Below are 19,301 nucleotides of genomic sequence, written 5' to 3' on the forward strand. Positions count from 1 at the left end.
AATAAGAATGAAAAGTGATGATAGAGTTGAAAATATCCCGCTGCGTATAGATCGTGAACCCAACACCAATGAAGCCCCAGCGTCTGATTACGCTGAATTTGCCAGTATGGTCGATTCTGATAAACCAGTAGCCGCCCTCCTGCTCGAACGCGCGGCCGTCTCTGACGATGTAAAAGCGATGATGTCGGAGACGGAGAAAGTTTTAGGAGCCATAATCTCCGGAATTCGCGTATCCGTAACCACCTTGATTTTGGGTACAGAGGCCTACACCCTCCTGGCGAATGCAGCCACACCCGCCTATGACACAGAGGTTTATTTTGGCCGCGTTCGGCAAAACATTTATGACAGCATCAGTCAGGATGGTGTTGAGCGCTTTGCGAAGCATAAGGGCATCTTTCTGCGCGTAAATACCCCGATCAGCAAGTCATTTATCAGAAGCACTGTGGACGTTAATCGCGAAACGCGGATTGATTCCAGTTTCAACGGCCCGGCGAAGTCAACAAAGATCACGGGGTCTATCGCTGTCTGCATAGACGGTAATCCCGACGAAATCCCGTACATTGATGGTGCGGAACTATGCTTCCTGCCGCTGGAGTTTGCACCCTTCGGATTTTCAGCCTTGCAATGGAATGCAATCAACCGTCTCGTGTCCATGCCTGAACAGATAAGAAAGTTTAGGGAATGGGTTAAGACTGGTGCAGAGCGCTTTCAGCGCGAGGGCATTGAAGTCAAGGCGATGAACACGATGATGCATGAATGGCGGATGCAGCATGATGTGCTCTACCGATTTTACCATCGATTCTGTGAAAACACTCCAGGAAGACACACAGCGATTCATGAGTTCATGAAGTACTTTCGCATATTCCAACTCGAAAGTTGCAACTACGATCACATCGGGCAATATAAAGCGACCCAGTTCATTCGTCGCATGGGTCATGGCGAGTACATGGAGCATCAGCCGGGGAAGATTTCGGTCCGCATGCACCGCGATTTGTCTATCGATTCAAAGTACGTCAAGAAATGTAACGAAAACAATAAGTATAAACAGTTTCTCGACGGAGAATACGACGACAAAACATGGAAGGAGTTCATATGAACCTCGCGCAAAAATACGAACCTAAATTTCTGCGCGATTTAGTAGCCAGCCACTGGCTACTAAAATCCATCCGTCGATTTGTTCTCTCACGTAGTCTCGAAATCTTGCTTTTCATTGGACCTTCAGGCGTCGGGAAGACGACGCTTGCACGAATGACAGCTAAGCTTTGCGTCTGCACATCTTTCAATGCAGATTCACCCGACGCTTGCGGGAAATGTGATGCATGCAAGGCTTATGATGCGTACCCCGACCTCTATGTTGTGAAGGAACAATGTAGTGGTGATGACACAGAGGCATTGCAAAGGGCATTCGAGACCGCGCGTTACCATTGCGTTCAACCGGTAAGCCTCCTTTTCATCGATGAAGTTGGATACGCCAACAAGAACAGCCTGGCCGTAATCCACGAGCAAATAGATGGTATCAGCAGAATGCAGCCGATTCCCGGAAGACGTTTTGTTCTGGTTCTGGCGACCACCGAAGAATTCCGAAAAAAGTTATCGTCCTCTCTCAGTTCGCGCATTACAGAAGTCACCTTTCCGGAGCTGACGCAAGAGCAGGTAGCGAATCGCCTTCAGTACATTGCGGATAAAGAAGGTTTTGTCTATGAGCCCGAAGCCATCTTCGCACTCGCGGAAGACACGGAACTGGGTTTGCGACACTCCATCAAGCTGCTGCAGCAAATTGTCCAGATGGCCGGCAGGGTAACTCAAAAGGAAGTGCATCGGATTACGGGAATGGCTCCCGAAGAGGTGTATATCTCTGTTTTAAGATTGCTACGCAGAAACCCGAGGAAAATGTTCTATCGCACATGGAGGCTGCTCCTGCGAAGCGGCGTACCAGGATTTATAAGGCGTCTTTGCACGGTCTTCCACACCCTCAACACGTTTTCGCAGGGCATTCAACCAAGACGGATGCTCAGCCCGAAATTACGACGTCTGTATTCGGAAGCACAGAAGGAATTTCACCCGATCGAGCTCGCATACATCAGCGACGTGCTACACTCCCGGCGTTTCCAACAAGCAGCAAGCAGGAAGGCCATTCTCGATCAGCTATTGTCCTTACGCTCGCGCCTGGCCAGTATTCAGCTCACCGATCCAACCGCTGAGAGTATCGAAGACAGAATCTGGCGCGAGCGAAACAGGCGAAAACGCCCGAGACGGAGGCACAAATGAACACTATTTTCTTTGGTACAGCTCAAAAGTTATGCGCATATCTGAAGCAGAAATACCTTCCCGGCGAAACAATCTTTCTGCCCGAAGCTGGGCTATCCTGGGGGGATTGTTACATCTGGGGGATTCACTCCCCAGATAATGAGCTTCCGCAATCAATTAGCGATACACGGATGAGAAAGAATCTGGCGATTCTGACGTTAGACGGTTTTTCATCAAGATTCAACCCATTGCTGCTTAGGCTTGCGGACGAATCAGAAAGATGGAATAAAGAGTTGGTGATCCATTCAGAACAAGAACTTGCGTTGCTCGCTACGATAAGAAGCCGCTTCCATACGATTAACCAACTGCCGGTTCCCGCACCTCCAAGGTACTGGGAAATCGATGAGTGGCCGCGGTATCTGGAGAAACCTGATGCATTTATGTAGGCAAGAAATTGTAACTTTCTCTTTTCATGGAGTTTCATAGCCGATCATGCTTTACTCGCGTTTGATATATATGCAAAAAGTCGAAAAATTTTCCAAAATTTTGTATACAAATATCCGGGGATGTGAAAAAGCTTGGTCTCACAATCTGTTTGCTTTTCTGACTGCACGTCAAAAACATGACGGGAAAATTGATTTAAACGCGATTGTTCTATATGGTTGATTAGTACCGACCTGAACGACCGCAGCGTGACCGGCCGAGAGGCCTCCATTACTCGTATGGGGGTCTTTTGGCGTATTTGACTTCGGTCACGCTACGTCTGAAGGCCGTACTAACCCTATGGGTAGTGGGGGCCACTCGGCTCAATTCCTCTATACGACAATCCCGCCAAAACTCAGTTTTAGACCATTGCGGCATGATTTGCTGAGCTAGCGTTCGCCCCCGCGTCCAATGCAGGGGTTTAGGGACTTTATAGTATCAGCAGCCCCTGTACGGCAATCGGTCTGCAATCTATGGAGGAAACATGCCAACACCCGAACAAATTCGCAAATATGAAGCGGATATGATCAAGTATCAGAACGATATGGCTCGATACCACGAGCTACAGGAAGAATGGGACAGTCTATCGCCCGAAGAGAAAGAATACGCGGACTTCGAGGCCGAAATGGGGCAAATTTTCTGGTTTAGCTCCATCTCTGTAGGCTTGATCGCAACAAGCGGATTGCTTTATCTAAAGCTGCATTGGGCGCTTTCCTTGTTGCTCGGGATCGGTGCTGGCCTGGGATTAACCTCTTTAATGAAGCAGACCAAGCTCTTCTTCTTTACTGGAAGGTTCTTTCGTGCAACATTCTATGGCTTTCTATTGAATGCAACCTGGTGGTTATTTCAGCTTATCTTCAGTTCGCTAAAAATTAAATCCAATACGACGGCCTGGATAGTTGTCGGCATACTATATGCACTGGCATTCGCGGCCGAATTGCTCGGTATTACCAAAGCGAGTGCCGCACCGAAGAAACCTTCGGAGCCGGCGAAACCAATCTAATAGCTAGAAGGAGCAATATGTTTAGACTTATCCTAATCCTTTCAGGCCTCGTCCTGATCACCGCAAACATCTTTTCCGCCGATATGAGCATAGAATTCGTACGGCGCCTTGCAGCCAACAAGAAGAAATATGACAAACTCCAGAGTGAAAGCAGAGATCAAAAGGCAGCGAACACATGGCAGGAAACTGACAATCAATTGCAGGCCACCTTCAAGACCGGCAACTGGTACACACTTCCGAATCAGTGTGCAGCCTTTCGGCGCATGCATTCAAATCGAATAGAAATCGAATGTGATCTGCCAGACCTTAAGCAACCACCGGAATCTTATGTTCCGAAGATTGACTTCGAACTGATGTCGAGTAAACTAAACGGAAAATGGGAGGACGCGGAACTCGACACGCCCTATGCGATAAAGTTCAAACTAACCCGAAAGCGGCTCATGGACTCAGCCCTCTACAAGTCGCCGTGGCAGATAGGCTATGTTCACACTGGAATTGAAGGTTTTACATTATACGTAGATGCATTCCAAATCCTCGGAAAGAGAGAAGTAGCTGCGGAGGATCTTAACCAGTCAGGTCGAAATGGCCAGCCTCTCTCATACAAAGAGAAGGTGAAGATAATGTCCGGTGAAATTGCTCCGATGATGCAGGATATTGACTATAGGCCACAATTTATTTCAACATCCAAAGTCAAAGGTGTACTAAGCAATGGCCTGGCAAACTCCTGCAAGATGCCGGATATCGAGGTAAGTAAGGAAACGGTAAACAGAATGCAGGAACTTTCGATCGAGAAAAATCTCCCGCTGGAGCGTGAAGACCTGCAATCCTATGCCCGGTACGAAATCTGTTCTATCGTCAACGGAGGAGTCGCGGAAAGCCCATGCCTCGATGCCTGTTATGAGCGGATGGCAGGAACCTTGGATTAGGGAATTTTTCTGAGGCAATCATGTCAGACATTTATGGCATCAAACGCCTCAAGACAATTGAAGATTGGATTGAGGTCGTAAGCCGAAGGCACTACAAACCGGGCCACAGCGCCTATGAATGTGCACATCGTTGGCAGAACATAGGTGCTCGTTTTCCGGTAGAAATCGAAGCGATCCTTCGTGAGTCAAAAAACCGATTGTTGGGCGCTCTTGAAATCAAGCAGATCTACGCTGAATACCCTGTATGGTTAGATACGCATACTACGCCAAGCAAGAACGACCTCATGATTTTCGCAGAGGGGCCCGGCAACCGCAAGGTAGTCCTGGCAGTAGAAGCGAAATGTGACGAGACCTTTGCGCAGCCTGTGGATACCTGGATTCGAACTGCTGACAAGCCTGGACCGCGGCACCAGCGCAAACTCTTCAAGAAAGCCTCTGGCCCCGTAGAGCGCAAAGTCCGCCGTCTGGATTTTCTGAACACTATTCTCTCAACCAGCATAAGTCCTGACAGCACCTTGAGGTATCAGTTGCTTCATAGAACTGCTTCTGCTATACTCACCGCGCGCCAAACCTATGCCGAAGCTGCGGTCGTGTTGATTCAGGCGTTCACAGACTCAGAAAGAAACTTTCAGGATTTTCAGGCTTTTTGCGATCTGCTCAGATTTCCTGGAGTTGCCAAGGACGCTGTGATCGGGCCCTATTTTACCGCCGCCCTGCCTGAAGTTCCAATCTTCCTCATCTATTTTCAGGATCGTCGGCAAGGCGATCGCCCACACGATTCATTATTTCCAGAACCTTCAACCACCCAGGCCGCCTGAGGACTTCTCTGAGTCATCAGGCAGGATGATTCCTGACCTGAAAACATAGTGAAGGAGAAGAATATGGAAAACAATATTAAAGAAATGCTGCAGAGGCTTGCGGCGCCTTTCCCCGAATCGGCTGTGAAATGGCGCGCCGCTTTGTCGGGTATCAACGGTAAGGGAGATGCATACGTGCTGGCCGTGCCCTACATTGATGCCCGTGCTATTCAGGATCGACTCGACCAGGTCGTCGGTGCGGAGAACTGGATGGCCGAATACCGGCAGGGCGCCAATAACGGGACGATGTGCAAACTCAGCCTGCGCATCAATGGTCAGTTTGTGAGCAAAGAAGACGGCGCTGACATCAGCGAAATCGAACCGATCAAAGGTGGAATCAGCAACTCCTTTAGGCGCGCTGCCGTGGTATGGGGTATTGGGCGCTACCTGTACAAGCTCAATCAAATGTATGGCACTGTAACGGACAACGGTCTCTACAAAGGTTCAGCTAAAGACCGTACGAACGGCCAATGGTTGAACTTCCGCTGGAATCCCCCTAAGTTGCCACCCTTCGCCATTCCGGAGCCGAACCTGAAAGTTCTGAATGGTGAGAAAGCCGTAGCAGCTCAGAAAGAGCCAACAAAACCCGCTGTCCGAACAGCGTCAGCTCCGGTCGCACCCATCAAATCAGAGATTACTATGGCTGACGTACCTGCAAGCCTGAGAGACCTGTTTGCGGAGCTACAGATCAGTGATGCTAAGGCCCTCGATCTGTTGAAACGCAAGGCGTACAATTATTCAGAGGTTGAGCGAATTCTGCAAGGTATTCGCGTCGACTCTGTCGCTGCTGGAGCATGACCGTGGCCGCTGGAGCCAAAGCTACTGCGGCGGGCGAGCAGACATCCAGCAAAGTAACGCCTGCCAACTATGGCAGGTTTACTTTGTACGAGATTGAAGACTCGGTGCGAAGCGCCATTGAGCTCCTGGAGCTCGTGGTCGATGAACATGGAGAGATCGTCGACGAAAAACTCGAAGGTCAGATTCTTGAACGGCTGAATCAGTTGAATCTGGCCAAAGAGTTGAAGGCTACGAATGTCGCAGTCTACATCAAGAGTTTGTGGGGCCAGGTCTCATTGCTGGAACAGGAACGAATCAAGCTTGCCCGTCGGGAAAAATCACTGGCGAAAAAAGCTGAATGGCTTACGAAGTACCTGGTCTCGTATCTTCAGCTTGATCCGGCTAAGCCTGGAATGCTCGTCTCGGGACTGCGTGCCAATATCGGATGGCGGCGCTCTGACAGCGTCGAAGTCATCGCTCCCTCAAGGTTACCGCTGCCATACCAGAAGGCTAGTATCGCGGAGGTCAGCGATGAGGAGTTGGCAAAACACGGTCAGGTATTGCGCACACTTGAGGGATACCGTACAGACCCGCGGAAAGACCTGCTGAAGAAGCGCATCAAAGCGGGACTTGCGAAAGGCCGAAAGTACACGCATATCGCACGACTCGTAGAAAAATACAACATCCAGATTAACTGACAGACCAAAATCTCCCCCTGTGACCGGGCAACCGGCGCAGGGTTTTGTTTTATAGAGCAGATGACAGCCACTGCTCAGAAATCTTCTGCACTCGATCAATCATCAGAACGGTTTAAGTCCCTGACCATGTCAGCCCGCAATGGGTGCAAAAGAAGCCAGGACGCACTCATACTGCATTGCCAACAACTTGTGAATGGAATCCTCAAGGGTTACCGTATTTGCGGGGAAATCTACAATGACTGTAAAAGCGAAGCTGCGATTGCGACTATAAAAGCTGTAAGGACATTCAATCCGCACCGTGGTTTTTCCCTTTCGAGCTATGCTTCATGGTATATCCACGCTGCTATCAGGAAGACATTAAGGGAGAACAAGCTGATATCGATCCCAAAGGGCAAATGGTACCAGGCAAAAGCTGCACAAGAATCAGCGGATTGCCTCAGCACTACGAATACTACACTTTTTGCAGCACAGTTTCCGCAGACAAGCCTGTTCTCTGAAATTCAATTTGAGCCAGAACAAATTTCGGCCAATTCGCGGTCAGTAGGCCCTGCAGACTTCGCAGAGCGCAATTATCTCGAGGAAGCCATTTACAAGGGTTTGGATCAACTTCCTGCTTTCGAGAAACGCGTAATTTCCGGGAGATACGGAATTAGCCAGGAAAAACCCGTCAGTTCGCGCGAAATGGCCAGAAGGCTGAACTGTAACCGCTCAGCCATCGTGAAGGCAGAGGAGACTGCCAAGAGATCGCTGCAGATTTATTACGAGGCAAAAGGCCTACGTTCGTTCATAGGAGAAGAATAATCAATGCTGGATCTACAAACTTGCAATATCCCCGCAGTATTGGCGCAGGAGCCTTCGAAAGAAGTATCCGGTCGATACTCATTCATACCAACTACGCGCCTCATCGACGACCTGAAGACCATGGACTGGCTTCCAGTGGGCGCAAAAGGGAGCACGAGAGCACACGATGTCGCAGCCCGACACATGATTCGTTTTCGGTCTCGCGAACACCTGGAATCGCCTGTGCAAGCTGTCTGTCCTGAGCTGGTTGTTATTAACGCACACAACGGTTTGTGCTCATTCAATTTAAAGGCAGGACTCTTTCGCCTGGTATGCTCGAATGGGATGATCGTGTCAGAGGCAGTATTTGCCTCAATAAAGATACGCCATATTAATTACACCTACGAAGCCGTGCGAGATGCGGTGTTTCAGTACGCAGCGCAAATGCCTCAAATCACGCAGAAAGTTCACGAACTGCAGGCAATCCGCCTTGATGAAACCCTGAAGACGACCTTTGCACGCCAGGCACTCGCGTTGCGCTTTGAAGATCGACCTGATGCAGCGCAGTTGGTCGATGTACAGTCACTCTTGCGGCCGATGCGTACGGCAGACACCGGACAGGATGTCTGGTCTGTTCTCAACGTACTGCAGGAAAAGCTGATAAACGGCAAGTTTGTTATCGGTGACAAAAAGCGACAGGCAAGATCAATCCAAAATGTTCAGAGAACTGTGAGTCTGAACCAGCGGCTATTCGATCTGGCCGTATCCATAGGAAAACTGGCATGAAGCAAGTAGCGCGTACACCCATTCTCCCGGGAATCAAGATCTTACCCTTGAACTACGAGGTGCTTGAGATCAATTACACCACCGTTGAGGTCAGAAGGCCTGACGGATTCATCGTTTTCTTTGATCGCAGAAAAGATCCGTGCTCGACATTGCTGAACAGGATTCGCCTGGCATTGCCGCCAGAGACCGTCATCCGCCTCGTTGGTACGATCCGCGGATACCAAGCTTCAATTACCTACGCATCCAAGTATCAGAAATCAGCGCTCCATCAGCAAAAGCAGCAGTTGAAGCAGTTTGTTCACTGCATGAATCAAGCACTGGAGCTTGGATTCGACGCGCACAAGTTTCTGCAGGAAGAACCCAAGACGATTAAGGCGGCATAGGCAATGGGCCGAGGATACTGTCGACCGATGAACGGAGTCTCCCATCGGGTCAATAAGCACCGCAGTGACTTCTTGTTTGTTCTCCATAACCTTCAGTCACATGACGAACTACTACGACAGGCATTTGGCTTTGTGGCAGCATTAGCCTCCGAAGCAGACATTCTGAAGCTCTGCCAAGAACTTAACTTCACCCCGGCTGTGATTGCCGAAGTTGAAGCTGATTGCCTGACAGACAGATCAGAGCTCTTCGACCGGCTGAACTATCTGTCATCGAGGATAACCAACTCAAGTGAACAGACTAAGCTCAAACTGGCAAAAAAGTTGATTCGCGGTCTGCTAGAAGGCACCCCGGCGAAGTTACATTGGCAGAATAACGAGTTCTTGCTATACCTGCGGGATAATCTATCTCTCAATGAGACAGAGCTGCAGTTGCTCTGGATCTTGTACTTACGCCAATCAAGCCCTGAGCTTGATTTCCTCAATATGGGCATTTCTGGCCTTGCCGATGAGCTCTATATTCTTGAAGCATGCTTCGCAATGCCAGCCGAGAAAACGGGGGAAGTCCTATTAAGGGATTCCCTGTTAAGTCGGACTGGGCTGCTCGAGCCCGTAGGCGACACTATGCAGCTGCCGGCCAGAGTGTTAATGGCAATTGCAGGTAGTATCTCAATAACCGCCTTTCAGGCCGAGAGTTTTAGGAAAGATACTGCACCTGTATATGATCTGGCCTCATTCGATCTGAATGCGATCGATATCAAAATCATGCTCGCTCTCTTGAAGAGTGAAGGACCTGCGAACATCCTCCTTTATGGCAAACCAGGCTGCGGGAAAACCGAAGCTGCCCGCAGTCTCATTCGGGCAGCGGGACTCGATATTCTGCACGTACCGGTTCACTCGACAGGAGGCAGGCATTCGCGACTGACCCGCTTGCGTTACGCGGATTATTTCGCCCAGGGCAGCGGCCTGATTATTGATGAGGCTGAGCTCATCTTGAACATTGCAGTGAAGTTTATGGCCTTCGAAAGCGACTCGACGCCCTCCAAGTCCGTTTTGAACACTTACCTGGATTCCTCAAGAAGCAAAACCATATGGATTCTGAATGACACCAACCACCTTCACGAATCAACAATGCGGAGGTTTAATTTTCGCCTCCAATTCGATAAATTATCCAGAAAACAGCGCAGCCATGCTTTGGATCTGATCATTCGCAAGCATGGTATTGAATCACTAATTTCGCCAGAAATGGCCGAGCAATTGCTCTCTGATGAGAACTTAAGTCCTGGAGTGCTAAACCAAATGGCACATGCCCTTGTACAAGCCTCAAAGGTTTCACCAGCTCAGGATAGTGGGAAAATTATCGCGCGCTTGTTGGCTTCGAATCGGCAGCCAGACAAACCGCTGGAAGAAGAGTCCAAAGTACATACTGCTTACAGCCTTGAAGCACTGAATCTATCCGTAGACCCGAATCAGATCGTTCAATCCCTGAAAAGCTTTCTCTCCTCGCCTAGAAGTCCTCGCAATGGCGTGAACCTTCTTTTCTACGGAATTCCCGGCACCGGCAAGACAGAGTTTGCTCGATATCTCTCCCATTGCTTATCGCGTGATCTCATTATTAAGCGAGGAAGTGATCTCTTAGGCATGTATGTCGGCAGTACGGAGCAATCAATCGCTGCCGCATTCAAGCAAGCCCAACAGAACGAAGCAGTTCTGCTCATTGATGAGGCAGATACCTTTTTTCAGTCACGCGTTGAGGCCCGGCAGACCTACGAGATTTCCAGAACCAATGAATTTCTCAACCAGATGGAGAATCACAACACGGTTCTCATTTGTTGCACCAACCTGATCGACACCTTTGATCAGGCTGCCCTTCGCCGGTTCGCGATGAAGCTTGAATTCAAGGCATTGCAGGCTGCACAGACACCCATTCTTTTTCAAACCTATTTTAGTTCACTTTGCGAGGCAATGCCTGATGCCGAAGAAATATCTCGGGCCATCGGTAGTCTGGATAACCTCACACCTGGGGATTTCCGTAATGTTGAGCGGCGCGTGCTGCTCGGACAGGGTAACGTCACGTGGGATGTACTTGTAGGCGAGTTGCGAGAAGAAATCCGCAGTAAAGCACGAGGTTCCGTTCGGCCTATCGGCTTCTGATATGTCACCACAACCGACCGAGACGGCTGTTCAGCACGCTTGAGAATTGAGGCATGGAGCTCATGGGAATTGCAGTGTTGGCTACCGTCATGGTCTCAGTCGCAATCATGCTCTTGCTGTCTTACAAACGCAGGCGGAGTAGCGAGCTCTATATAAAGCGTCAGCACCAGATTCAATCGTTTCCGCCTGATCATCTGAAGCATCGCCGTTGATTCCGGACTTGCAGAAGCTTGCCTATTGCCACCAGTGACTTCAGGTGAAGTCTGTATACTCGCGGCGGAATTTTCAAAATTTTCGTCTATACACACTTCCGAGGGATGGCCATATACCCACACCGGTATCACGACGCTTCAGTGCCAGGTTCGATACGTATTCCATCTTCAGCTCGCTCTATTGTGACCTCGCGCCATCTCGGCAGAGTGATTTTCCAGGACGCCAATGGAAAAGCACGAGCAGTTCCTATTTCGCACTAGAGTTAAATTCTCTTGATTCGGAATAAACTAATGTTTCAACTTGGTCCCGATCAGGAGAGTACCACTAATCAGCTGGTGATGGGAAGTGTGGACGCGATACGTCATGCTCAGGTTACTGACGTTGTGTGACAAGCGCGCGCTCAATATGCGTCCGCCTCCTTGCGGGCGTTCTTCCCGTAGAATCAAATTGCCTCTATATCAGTTCGCATCAGAATTGCGAGCTCTCCGTTCTTCATACTTCCGGTGAGCTAGTTCGATACTTTTCTCGATGTCTTGCTGATAATCTGTCCAATCAAATCCCTGAATGCTCGCCTCCGTTGCACAGTCCGTTAAGTATATCAGGAATTCGCGTGCATTATCCAATCTAGCTTCGATCAACGCGTCCTGTACGTCAATGGCCTCCTTTATACCAGTATCTAATATCGGTGTGTCAACAACTACGGCATCTAAATACACAAATTCACGTGATAAATACTTAATCATATACAACCCATTAGCCGTTATTCGCAAGCGCACTTCATTGCTATAGGCCGTTATATTCCCCGAGTGTACATTGTCTTCAATCAATTTGCCATCAAATAAATTCTCAATCTTTGCTTTGACCTGGCGATCCAGAAAGCCCTTCGACTGTGCGTAATTAAAGATTTCCTGAAAGGAGCTGTAACCATAATCAATGTTCTGATTCATCTTGCTTTCCAGATATTCAAGAATAATCAGCCCTAAAAAATGTTCTGCCTTATTCCTTTCGATGATATCATAGATATTTACAATCGGAGAGCTTTTTGCATCAAAGTATTTGTACTCTCCGAAAATAACAGCTCTGGTTATTGCATGCTTAGGGATCAGATAGAGACCATGCCTATTATATCGATCAATAATATCATCGGTATTTATGTGACCACTTTTCATAAAGGTCTTGATAAACTCAAGTGCTCTTCTGACATTACTATTGCTCACATTATCAAGGAATCGATATAATTCAGCATTTTGCGACAATGAATAGAGCATGATTTCAATAAAATCCTGTAGATTCTTTAACTGCACAGAGACACGAGCAATCCTCTCAAGAGGAATTTCACCCTTAACTATTTTCAATGCAAACTCCAGTCGCTTTCTTAATACCTCATCGATACGCGGCGGTGAAATAGTATATGCAGTAGGATGATATGCACTCAACGAGCCAGTTTTAACAGACCTATGAAAAGTATCTGGTCTAAGGCTAATAAAAACAGGTAAGTTGTGTTGCGCTGTGAATTCTGTGGCAATTAAGAATCCTTTTTCTTGGTCACTCTCACTTCTTTGGTCAAGGTTATCCAATATTAAAACCAATTTCTGATTTCGTGCCTTAAGGAAATGATCGATCACATTCTTTAGATGCTTCTCTCGATTCCCCACAAGATTCTTGAGAAATTCATACCGCTCTTTGTCGTAAAGACTGGGATTTGAAACCTTTAAATCCTTTGCGATTCCTCTTTCGAACTTGCTGAGTTGTGAATGGTACACTCCGGTAATGAAACTGCTCTCTGTAATATCAATCTTGAAATTTTCTATTAGCTGCTTTTCAATTTGATCAAGAATAAAACCACCTAAATCGGTTTCAATGATCGCATTTAGGCCAAGGTCAATATGAATCAGTACGATGCCTAATTGCTTGGCAGGGATGACATTCTCAAAGAGATTATGCATGAATGTGGTTTTTCCAATCCCAACATCGCCCAGGATGATAATGGGTTTTCGTGCAAATGAAATATCGAAAACCTCCCCCTTTACGCCTGATTTGCGATTAACGATCGTCTCGATGCTCGGTGCCTGAATTCCCGGGAATAGCCCAGCATATCTCGCCTGCAGAATGTTTCTTGCCTGCAAAGAATACTGGGACAATGCTCCCGAATCACAGTAACAGTTATCCAAGAATACTTTGCGAATTTCCGAAAGGTCAGAAATTTCTGCAATCACCATTTCGGCTAGTGTTACCAATTCACTCTGAAGATGATTTCGTCTCTTGTATACCGGGAAATCCGGTATGGATTCGGAAATCTTTGCTGGCGGAAAATTTGTTGGCGAGCTATCCAAATTGATTGATAAATATGCTCTTTCTATGCCCTGCTTCGAAAAACAGTTCCAAAATTCTGTAAAATTATCTCGTATGCGCTCTAAAGAGTCAAAGACAATAGCATTTCCTTCGTACAGCTCTTGATTCTGTTTAAACGTTAAAAATCCCACATACTGAGTCCCGTTGGTGATAGCGACAACTCGGCAACCCTTACGAAGGCCATACATTGCCACTTGCTCTACGGCTGCTTTAACCTGTTTATTGCTTTCAGTTATGTGACGCAATTTTATTTTCGTCCTCGAGTAATCTAACGGCAATTCAAAATATACTCCTTCCCGCTTTGCCTCTACGATCAGGGCAATCCCTGGGGCCATAAAGCTGTAATCATGGTACTCTTGCCCGTCATAGTTTTCTGCAATGCAATCTGCTTCAATCCAGTCTAGACAATCAAAAAACACCTTGTTTATCAAATGCAATCGAGTCGTCGCCTCATTCCGACTTTTTTTGAAGTCTTTATCAGTATTTTCTTGAATCAAGGCCTTTAGATTTTGAAAAGAAACTTGGTAGTCCTTAGCCATGACTTACAACTAAAAACGGTAACACTTACGCAATCAATATTAATCTCAGAAAGTGCCAATGTTGGTAAACTGGTTACCACTTGGCGTCACTACGACGTGGTCAGCCTTGCAAGGCTGACCACGCAAGCGCGCGCACGTCATCCAACAATAGTAATAAGCTGCGCGAGCGAGCAATTTGTGGGATCGCATGCTTGGCCTCACCCACGAAGAAGCCTTGCCTCCGCATGCACGGGACGTGCATTCGGTGCGGCACAACGCTGTTGGTTCGGCAAATTGATGACGCGCATATCCAGTCTCCGAAAGAAGCCCGCATTTAGGGCGCGGCGCGTCCTAAGCTTCTTGTAAATCCAACGTTGCAGTATTGGCGCCTCTTACATGTGTAGACTTCATCTGGGCTTTGCAATGATTTTTTGGCAGCAAATCAAGGCGAATTTTCTTTCAATAATTGAAGAGCTCTCTCCCCAGTAAACGTCCAGTCTTCAGGTATGGCATCGGTCGTATTTTTTGCCACGGCATTGCCCTTCCATGTATGACTCTCATGCAGGATGGTATCACCATGCCCTGCTCTAGACATCTTCAGATGTTGAGCAATTTCACTTGGTGTTGCCAAATACATATTTGGCAACGCCTCGATTCCTTTACCAAGGAACTGCACGAAGCAAAATATTGTATGCTTGCTATGCGCAGCCAGCCATTGCTCTGCAGCCTCATGCTATTTAGCATCTTTTAAGTATGATTGGGTTAACCCCCAACCACCATCCTGACTTCCCTTGATGGAAACTTTCAAGAATCGATCAGACTTCGTGACTAACAAATCATACTCAGGCTGATTAGCTCCATATTGGATAGAGACATCAAAGCCAATTCTGGCGAATTGGGCTGCCGCAAAAGCCTCGGCAGCGACGCCTACCTGGTAGGAATTCATAGAATTACTAAATCCCTGCGGTTGATATCTTGGGCCATAATGTCACCATAGCTGATTTCTCAAATACGGACGTATGGCAGGACTACTTCTGGCGAGCTCCCGCCTTTAAGAGTTTTTGCACTATGGCGTCATGTCCCGAGGCCTTTGCTAAGCCTAATACACTACTGCCTGATGGGTTCCTGAATGATACCTTTTTTTCAATAAGGTACTCAATGCACCCGACACAGTAAAACCAATTGCCTCGAGTTGGCTCCTCATACAAAAACGCATCTGGTAAGGGTTTCTTGCCCGTCTTTTCGTAGAACATTGGAAGCATTCTTTTGGCCACTGCGATTTTTTCGGGTTCTGAATAGTATACTGCGAACAATTGTGGCCAGTTTCCGGGTATTTTCATCTGAGGTCTGCTTTGGTAAGCCTGCACGCTCGCCACATCGCCGCAATATATCGCTATGACCCAAGCTGCATACTGACCAGACTCGGATGTCTCTGCTGCAAGCGTTGGATAGTATTGAGGTACAGTAGCCTCACAGAGTGGTCTACCATTTGCAGTGGCACTGTAGAGAGTAATTGGCACGTCAGCTTCACCGTGAATCAAGCCCAGCATGCCATGCAAGAAATCCTGCAGAATCTTCCTCCGCGAAATATTGAACCCTTCATTTGATTGTGCTGACGAATCTGTATCATCCAATAGGTTTCGCTCGGCAAATACCTCCTTGTAGACCCGAAGGAATTCAAGATGTGTTTCATCTGGTTGTTTCTCCATCGACTTCAAGACGCTAATCATCTCGTCAGTCGACGAAACTTTCAGTAAGAGTTCTCTGTAACGTTTTGAATCTTTCTTCGCCAAAGCATCGTTCATTTGTTCAGCTCCGGTGGCGCAAAACTGCACGATAAGTGGCAGCACCAAGCACATCTTCTTAACAACATTCTTCAATCGATCCATTTCCTGACTCCTACAACAAAGCCTTTATCCAATTTAAATGGCCAAGGTTTCTTCTAAACTCCGCTGTCAAGCCCCATAATTTTGGATTCTTGAACCACATATCTGGAAATTCTAGCTTTGGCCGCCCGTCCACACGTGGCTGGGCTCATAGGTGGAATTCATTCATACAACAATATTTATGCACGGCGATTCCGTACCTCCTCGGGTGCCTGGGACTTGCGCCAAAGACGCCATCCCTGCGCAAGCATCTGATTTAAATCCAGTGCGATTACGGGAACTGGGTCTCAATGCGAGAAATATGTGACCGACATTCAAACGACAGCCACCTCATTTTTGCCATCAAGGCGTACCAAGATAAACCATTACACGACGGAAGTAAACAGAGAGGAACGAATGAAGATTGTTCAACAAAGTGTCATTGAACCAACAAAAGTGCGCCTATAGGCCTTCGTAGACTTTCGGCAGCTTCGGATGTACTTTGGTTAGTCTATACCAGTCCATAATGTATTTATTCGGCTTAGACTTCTCGATGAATAACTCAACCAAGTAGACAAATATTGCAGAACCACCATCCCAATCTTTCAAGGACCCTGGTGCATGAAGCCTCCAGCCAAGATCCTGCAGCGACCACGGACCCTTGGCCATATTGCGGCGCATTGAAGTCGTAATCCAATTGCTCTTTTCATCTTTGCCACCCCTAGCCAGGGGAGTCTGATGATCTAGGCTAGGCATCAGGTCCCAATATATTTCATGGCATTTCTCAAAATGGCCATGAGCGTCATAAGGGAACTGGTCAGGCAGCAGCACGTTGAGCAGTCGCAAGAAACCGGGATTATACAATCGTTCGCCAGAGTAACGATCGACGAACCCGTCTCGAAAGAATGTGTTCAACATCTCTCGTTGCGTATACGTCCGTTTGAGCTTCTTTTCAGGTTTGAACGGAAACCACTTGTCTGCGGTTTTCGCTGCCTTGGTTAGATCACCAGCAATAAGGTTTTCCATCAGCAATTCCATCGGCGTTGAATATCCTTCGATTATCGTTTCCCGATCTGGCCGCTTCCATTTGATCGTCCCCTTCGCGACCAGCTCATCCATTATCTCCAGCGCTTTCTTAGCTTTTAGAGGATCGGTGCCATACGCGTCGCGGCTCAAGTTTGCTAGGTTATCCGTAATGATTTTAGCCAGCAAATTTGCAGCTTCTTGCGGGATTACGTAGCCTGATGGTTCATTTGCGGCTTCAGCAGATTTGCTCTCCTTCATCGGAGGGATGCTATGCCCGCGGGGCATCGCTGTAAAGCATGTATCGCTCGCCTACTGTAAACTATGTGTCGGTACGTTGAAAGGGGAGCGTCCCAAGATGTGACAGAACGGCCCTTATGTGCAGTTCTCAGACGCACGGCGAGCATTACAGGAAGACACGCCTCTCCTTGAGATACGGAGCTCGATTCGTGAGTGCAGAATTACTACATTTACTACACATTCTGAGACCGATGTGAGTGAAGGTCCTTGGGCAAATTATTGGTGGCTGAAACAAAGTCGCGTTTAAGTGCGGTAAGAAACAACGAATGACCGATCATGGCAGAGAAGACGCTAGATTTAACACTCCTGAGTAAGGGCTTGCCCTCCCTGACGCCAGTCATGGGGCAAATGCTGCTTGAAGCGTGCAGTATCTGCCTGCACGCTCACAATCATGCGAATCCAGCTGTGCTTACAGTCTACGGCGATATCGGCGATAGCTATTCCGTCGGGTACCTCCGGGTAACCCAGCAGATGCAGCGTACATATGCAGATCAAGACCGAGCTACGGAATCAGCGGCGGAAGCGGTGGCTATTGCCCTCATTACACAAGAAACTGATTATACGGTCATTGAACGATCGATGAAGAAAACTGGCATTGATTATTGGCTTGGCAAGAAAGAGGACGCGAAGTTACCGCTATTCCAAAATAAGGCCAGACTTGAAATCTCAGGCATATTCAAGGGTGATCGCAGCAAAGTAGATGGCAGGGTAAAAACAAAAATCGCCCAAGTACAACAATCTGCCAATACTGGCTTGCCCGCTTATATAGTCGTAACAGAATTCAGTAGTCCAATCTCGCAGGTTAAGGCAAATGGCTGATTTTACAATCCTGCACAAGAAAGCCATGGATTTGGCAGAAAAGGCAGTCTTGGCCAAAATCAAGAATGACATACAAAATTCAAAATCTCTGTTTGAACAAGCATATGAAGCGGAACGCAAAGCGGCATTCGCGTACGCAGACAAGATTGCAAAAGAACCGACGCGTTCTGTTCTGTTTCGTAGTGCAGCAGCCTTGGCTTTGAATGCAGAACTGTTTCGTGAGGCCGAGCAGATGGCATGTCTTGGGATTTCGGGCACAGCACCCCAGGAAATCTTGGAGGAATTGAGAGATATACTTGAAGATGTCCATTTTGGACGACACCTAAAGCTTCGGGGAATTGAATTAGAAGAGCGAGATATTCAACTCAGCATAGCTGGTGGCGAAACAGGCCTCGGTGTCGTCCAGAGCGATGTATTCATGGAAAAATTCAATACCACGGAGAGATTGTTCTATCGGATAGTTGAGCGAAAAATGAAAAAGCCATTTCGCGAACAGGGCAGAATCGAGAACAACATCAAGGAAAATTATCAATTGTACCTTTCTGTTCCGAGAGCTGCCAGTTACGCAGTTACAATTCGTATCGGCAGGCCCACGACGCAGATGATGATTCCTGGTACAGATGTGGTTGGCGATATCGTAGCTGAGCTGATGGAAAACTTGAGGCTGGTCAATGAAGGTGATGAAGTAACACTGCGAGAGAAAATACCGGAAGATGATTACTATCAGAATTTTGTTGCCTTAGCTAAAAACCTGGCCCCGGACGGAAAGAAGGTTAACCTTGTGGGATTTACTGCGAATTTATCAGGGGAAGTCAAGGAACTCGCTTTAACGAGAAAAAAGGCTGAGATAACACCGGTACCCCTACGCAACAAAGAAAAGACCGTGGAGATAACGGGAACACTCTCCTATGCGGATGCGAAGAACAAGAAAATAAAAGTCACAGATAAGAAAGGCGTCGACCACAAGGTTATTGTCGACAAAGCGATTCTGTCTGACATCGTAAAACCACTGTGGGAAGACACGGTAACGCTTACCGGAACTATTGAAGGCCGGTCAAAGGAAATTAGACTCCTTTCTATTGAGAAAGCGGTGGACAATGCAGAATGAAACAGTCCCGCA

General features: G+C 47.6%; 19 protein-coding genes. 14 read left to right on the plus strand and 5 right to left on the minus strand.

Features of this window, described 5'->3' with window-relative positions; genetic code table 11:
• The first annotated feature begins 7 nt into the window (after positions 1 to 7).
• From TURPA_RS17985 to TURPA_RS18040, 12 genes are all read left to right on the plus strand, one after another.
• Positions 8 to 1,096, plus strand: coding sequence for a hypothetical protein (locus tag TURPA_RS17985; protein WP_014804689.1), 1,089 nt, complete (start codon positions 8 to 10; stop codon positions 1,094 to 1,096).
• Positions 1,093 to 2,268: an AAA family ATPase gene (locus tag TURPA_RS17990; protein ID WP_014804690.1), complete on the plus strand. Its 1,176-nt coding sequence runs from the start codon at positions 1,093 to 1,095 to the stop codon at positions 2,266 to 2,268. Before TURPA_RS17985 ends, TURPA_RS17990 begins: the two co-directional genes overlap by 4 nt.
• A complete protein-coding gene (locus TURPA_RS17995) occupies positions 2,265 to 2,693 on the plus strand; it encodes a hypothetical protein (protein ID WP_014804691.1) in 429 nt (142 codons plus the stop codon). Before TURPA_RS17990 ends, TURPA_RS17995 begins: the two co-directional genes overlap by 4 nt.
• 521 nt (positions 2,694 to 3,214) lie before the next feature.
• Positions 3,215 to 3,733 carry a hypothetical protein gene (locus TURPA_RS18000; protein ID WP_014804692.1) on the plus strand — a complete coding sequence of 173 codons (519 nt, stop codon included), beginning with the start codon at positions 3,215 to 3,217 and terminating at the stop codon, positions 3,731 to 3,733.
• A 17-nt stretch (positions 3,734 to 3,750) separates the two neighbouring features.
• Positions 3,751 to 4,659, plus strand: a complete 909-nt coding sequence (locus TURPA_RS18005; protein ID WP_014804693.1) for a hypothetical protein — start codon at positions 3,751 to 3,753, stop codon at positions 4,657 to 4,659.
• Between the two features lie 20 nt (positions 4,660 to 4,679).
• A complete protein-coding gene (locus TURPA_RS18010; protein WP_014804694.1) occupies positions 4,680 to 5,477 on the plus strand; it encodes a DUF6946 family protein in 798 nt (265 codons plus the stop codon).
• 63 nt (positions 5,478 to 5,540) lie between these two features.
• Complete coding sequence (locus TURPA_RS22260) at positions 5,541 to 6,314, plus strand: Rad52/Rad22 family DNA repair protein (RefSeq protein ID WP_014804695.1); 774 nt, start codon at positions 5,541 to 5,543, stop codon at positions 6,312 to 6,314.
• Entirely contained in the window at positions 6,311 to 6,991 is a 681-nt protein-coding gene (locus TURPA_RS18020; protein WP_014804696.1) for a siphovirus Gp157 family protein, read from the plus strand. Before TURPA_RS22260 ends, TURPA_RS18020 begins: the two co-directional genes overlap by 4 nt.
• A gap of 60 nt (positions 6,992 to 7,051) precedes the next feature.
• On the plus strand, positions 7,052 to 7,792 hold the full coding sequence (locus TURPA_RS18025; protein ID WP_014804697.1) for a sigma-70 family RNA polymerase sigma factor: 741 nt from the start codon (positions 7,052 to 7,054) through the stop codon (positions 7,790 to 7,792).
• 3 nt (positions 7,793 to 7,795) lie between these two features.
• A complete protein-coding gene (locus TURPA_RS23025; RefSeq protein WP_014804698.1) occupies positions 7,796 to 8,557 on the plus strand; it encodes a DUF932 domain-containing protein in 762 nt (253 codons plus the stop codon).
• A complete protein-coding gene (locus TURPA_RS18035) occupies positions 8,554 to 8,940 on the plus strand; it encodes a hypothetical protein (RefSeq protein ID WP_014804699.1) in 387 nt (128 codons plus the stop codon). Before TURPA_RS23025 ends, TURPA_RS18035 begins: the two co-directional genes overlap by 4 nt.
• A 132-nt stretch (positions 8,941 to 9,072) precedes the next feature.
• Positions 9,073 to 11,091 carry an AAA family ATPase gene (locus TURPA_RS18040; protein ID WP_245536795.1) on the plus strand — a complete coding sequence of 673 codons (2,019 nt, stop codon included), beginning with the start codon at positions 9,073 to 9,075 and terminating at the stop codon, positions 11,089 to 11,091.
• A 671-nt stretch (positions 11,092 to 11,762) separates the two neighbouring features.
• On the opposite strand, the gene TURPA_RS18045 is transcribed toward TURPA_RS18040, so the two are convergent.
• The 5 genes from TURPA_RS18045 to TURPA_RS18060 form a co-directional block, all read right to left on the minus strand.
• Positions 11,763 to 14,195, minus strand: a complete 2,433-nt coding sequence (locus TURPA_RS18045) for a hypothetical protein (RefSeq protein ID WP_014804702.1) — start codon at positions 14,193 to 14,195, stop codon at positions 11,763 to 11,765.
• A gap of 421 nt (positions 14,196 to 14,616) precedes the next feature.
• Complete coding sequence (locus TURPA_RS23715; RefSeq protein WP_157210586.1) at positions 14,617 to 14,850, minus strand: hypothetical protein; 234 nt, start codon at positions 14,848 to 14,850, stop codon at positions 14,617 to 14,619.
• 57 nt (positions 14,851 to 14,907) lie between these two features.
• A complete protein-coding gene (locus TURPA_RS22265) occupies positions 14,908 to 15,120 on the minus strand; it encodes a group I intron-associated PD-(D/E)XK endonuclease (RefSeq protein ID WP_014804703.1) in 213 nt (70 codons plus the stop codon).
• Positions 15,121 to 15,202: 82 nt separating this feature from the next.
• Entirely contained in the window at positions 15,203 to 16,063 is an 861-nt protein-coding gene (locus tag TURPA_RS18055) for a hypothetical protein (RefSeq protein WP_014804704.1), read from the minus strand.
• A 438-nt stretch (positions 16,064 to 16,501) separates the two neighbouring features.
• Positions 16,502 to 17,323 (minus strand): hypothetical protein, encoded by an 822-nt coding sequence (locus TURPA_RS18060; protein WP_053332236.1) that lies wholly within the window; start codon positions 17,321 to 17,323, stop codon positions 16,502 to 16,504.
• A 315-nt stretch (positions 17,324 to 17,638) separates the two neighbouring features.
• On the opposite strand from TURPA_RS18060, the gene TURPA_RS18065 reads away from it, so the two are divergent.
• Both TURPA_RS18065 and TURPA_RS22270 read left to right on the plus strand, forming a co-directional pair.
• Positions 17,639 to 18,181, plus strand: coding sequence for a hypothetical protein (locus TURPA_RS18065; RefSeq protein WP_014804706.1), 543 nt, complete (start codon positions 17,639 to 17,641; stop codon positions 18,179 to 18,181).
• Positions 18,174 to 19,289: a hypothetical protein gene (locus TURPA_RS22270; protein WP_014804707.1), complete on the plus strand. Its 1,116-nt coding sequence runs from the start codon at positions 18,174 to 18,176 to the stop codon at positions 19,287 to 19,289. The genes TURPA_RS18065 and TURPA_RS22270 overlap by 8 nt, the downstream gene beginning before the upstream one ends.
• The last annotated feature ends 12 nt before the right edge of the window (positions 19,290 to 19,301 follow it).

It is taken from the genome of Turneriella parva DSM 21527 (assembly GCF_000266885.1).
Taxonomy (GTDB): Bacteria; Spirochaetota; Leptospiria; order Turneriellales; family Turneriellaceae; genus Turneriella; species Turneriella parva.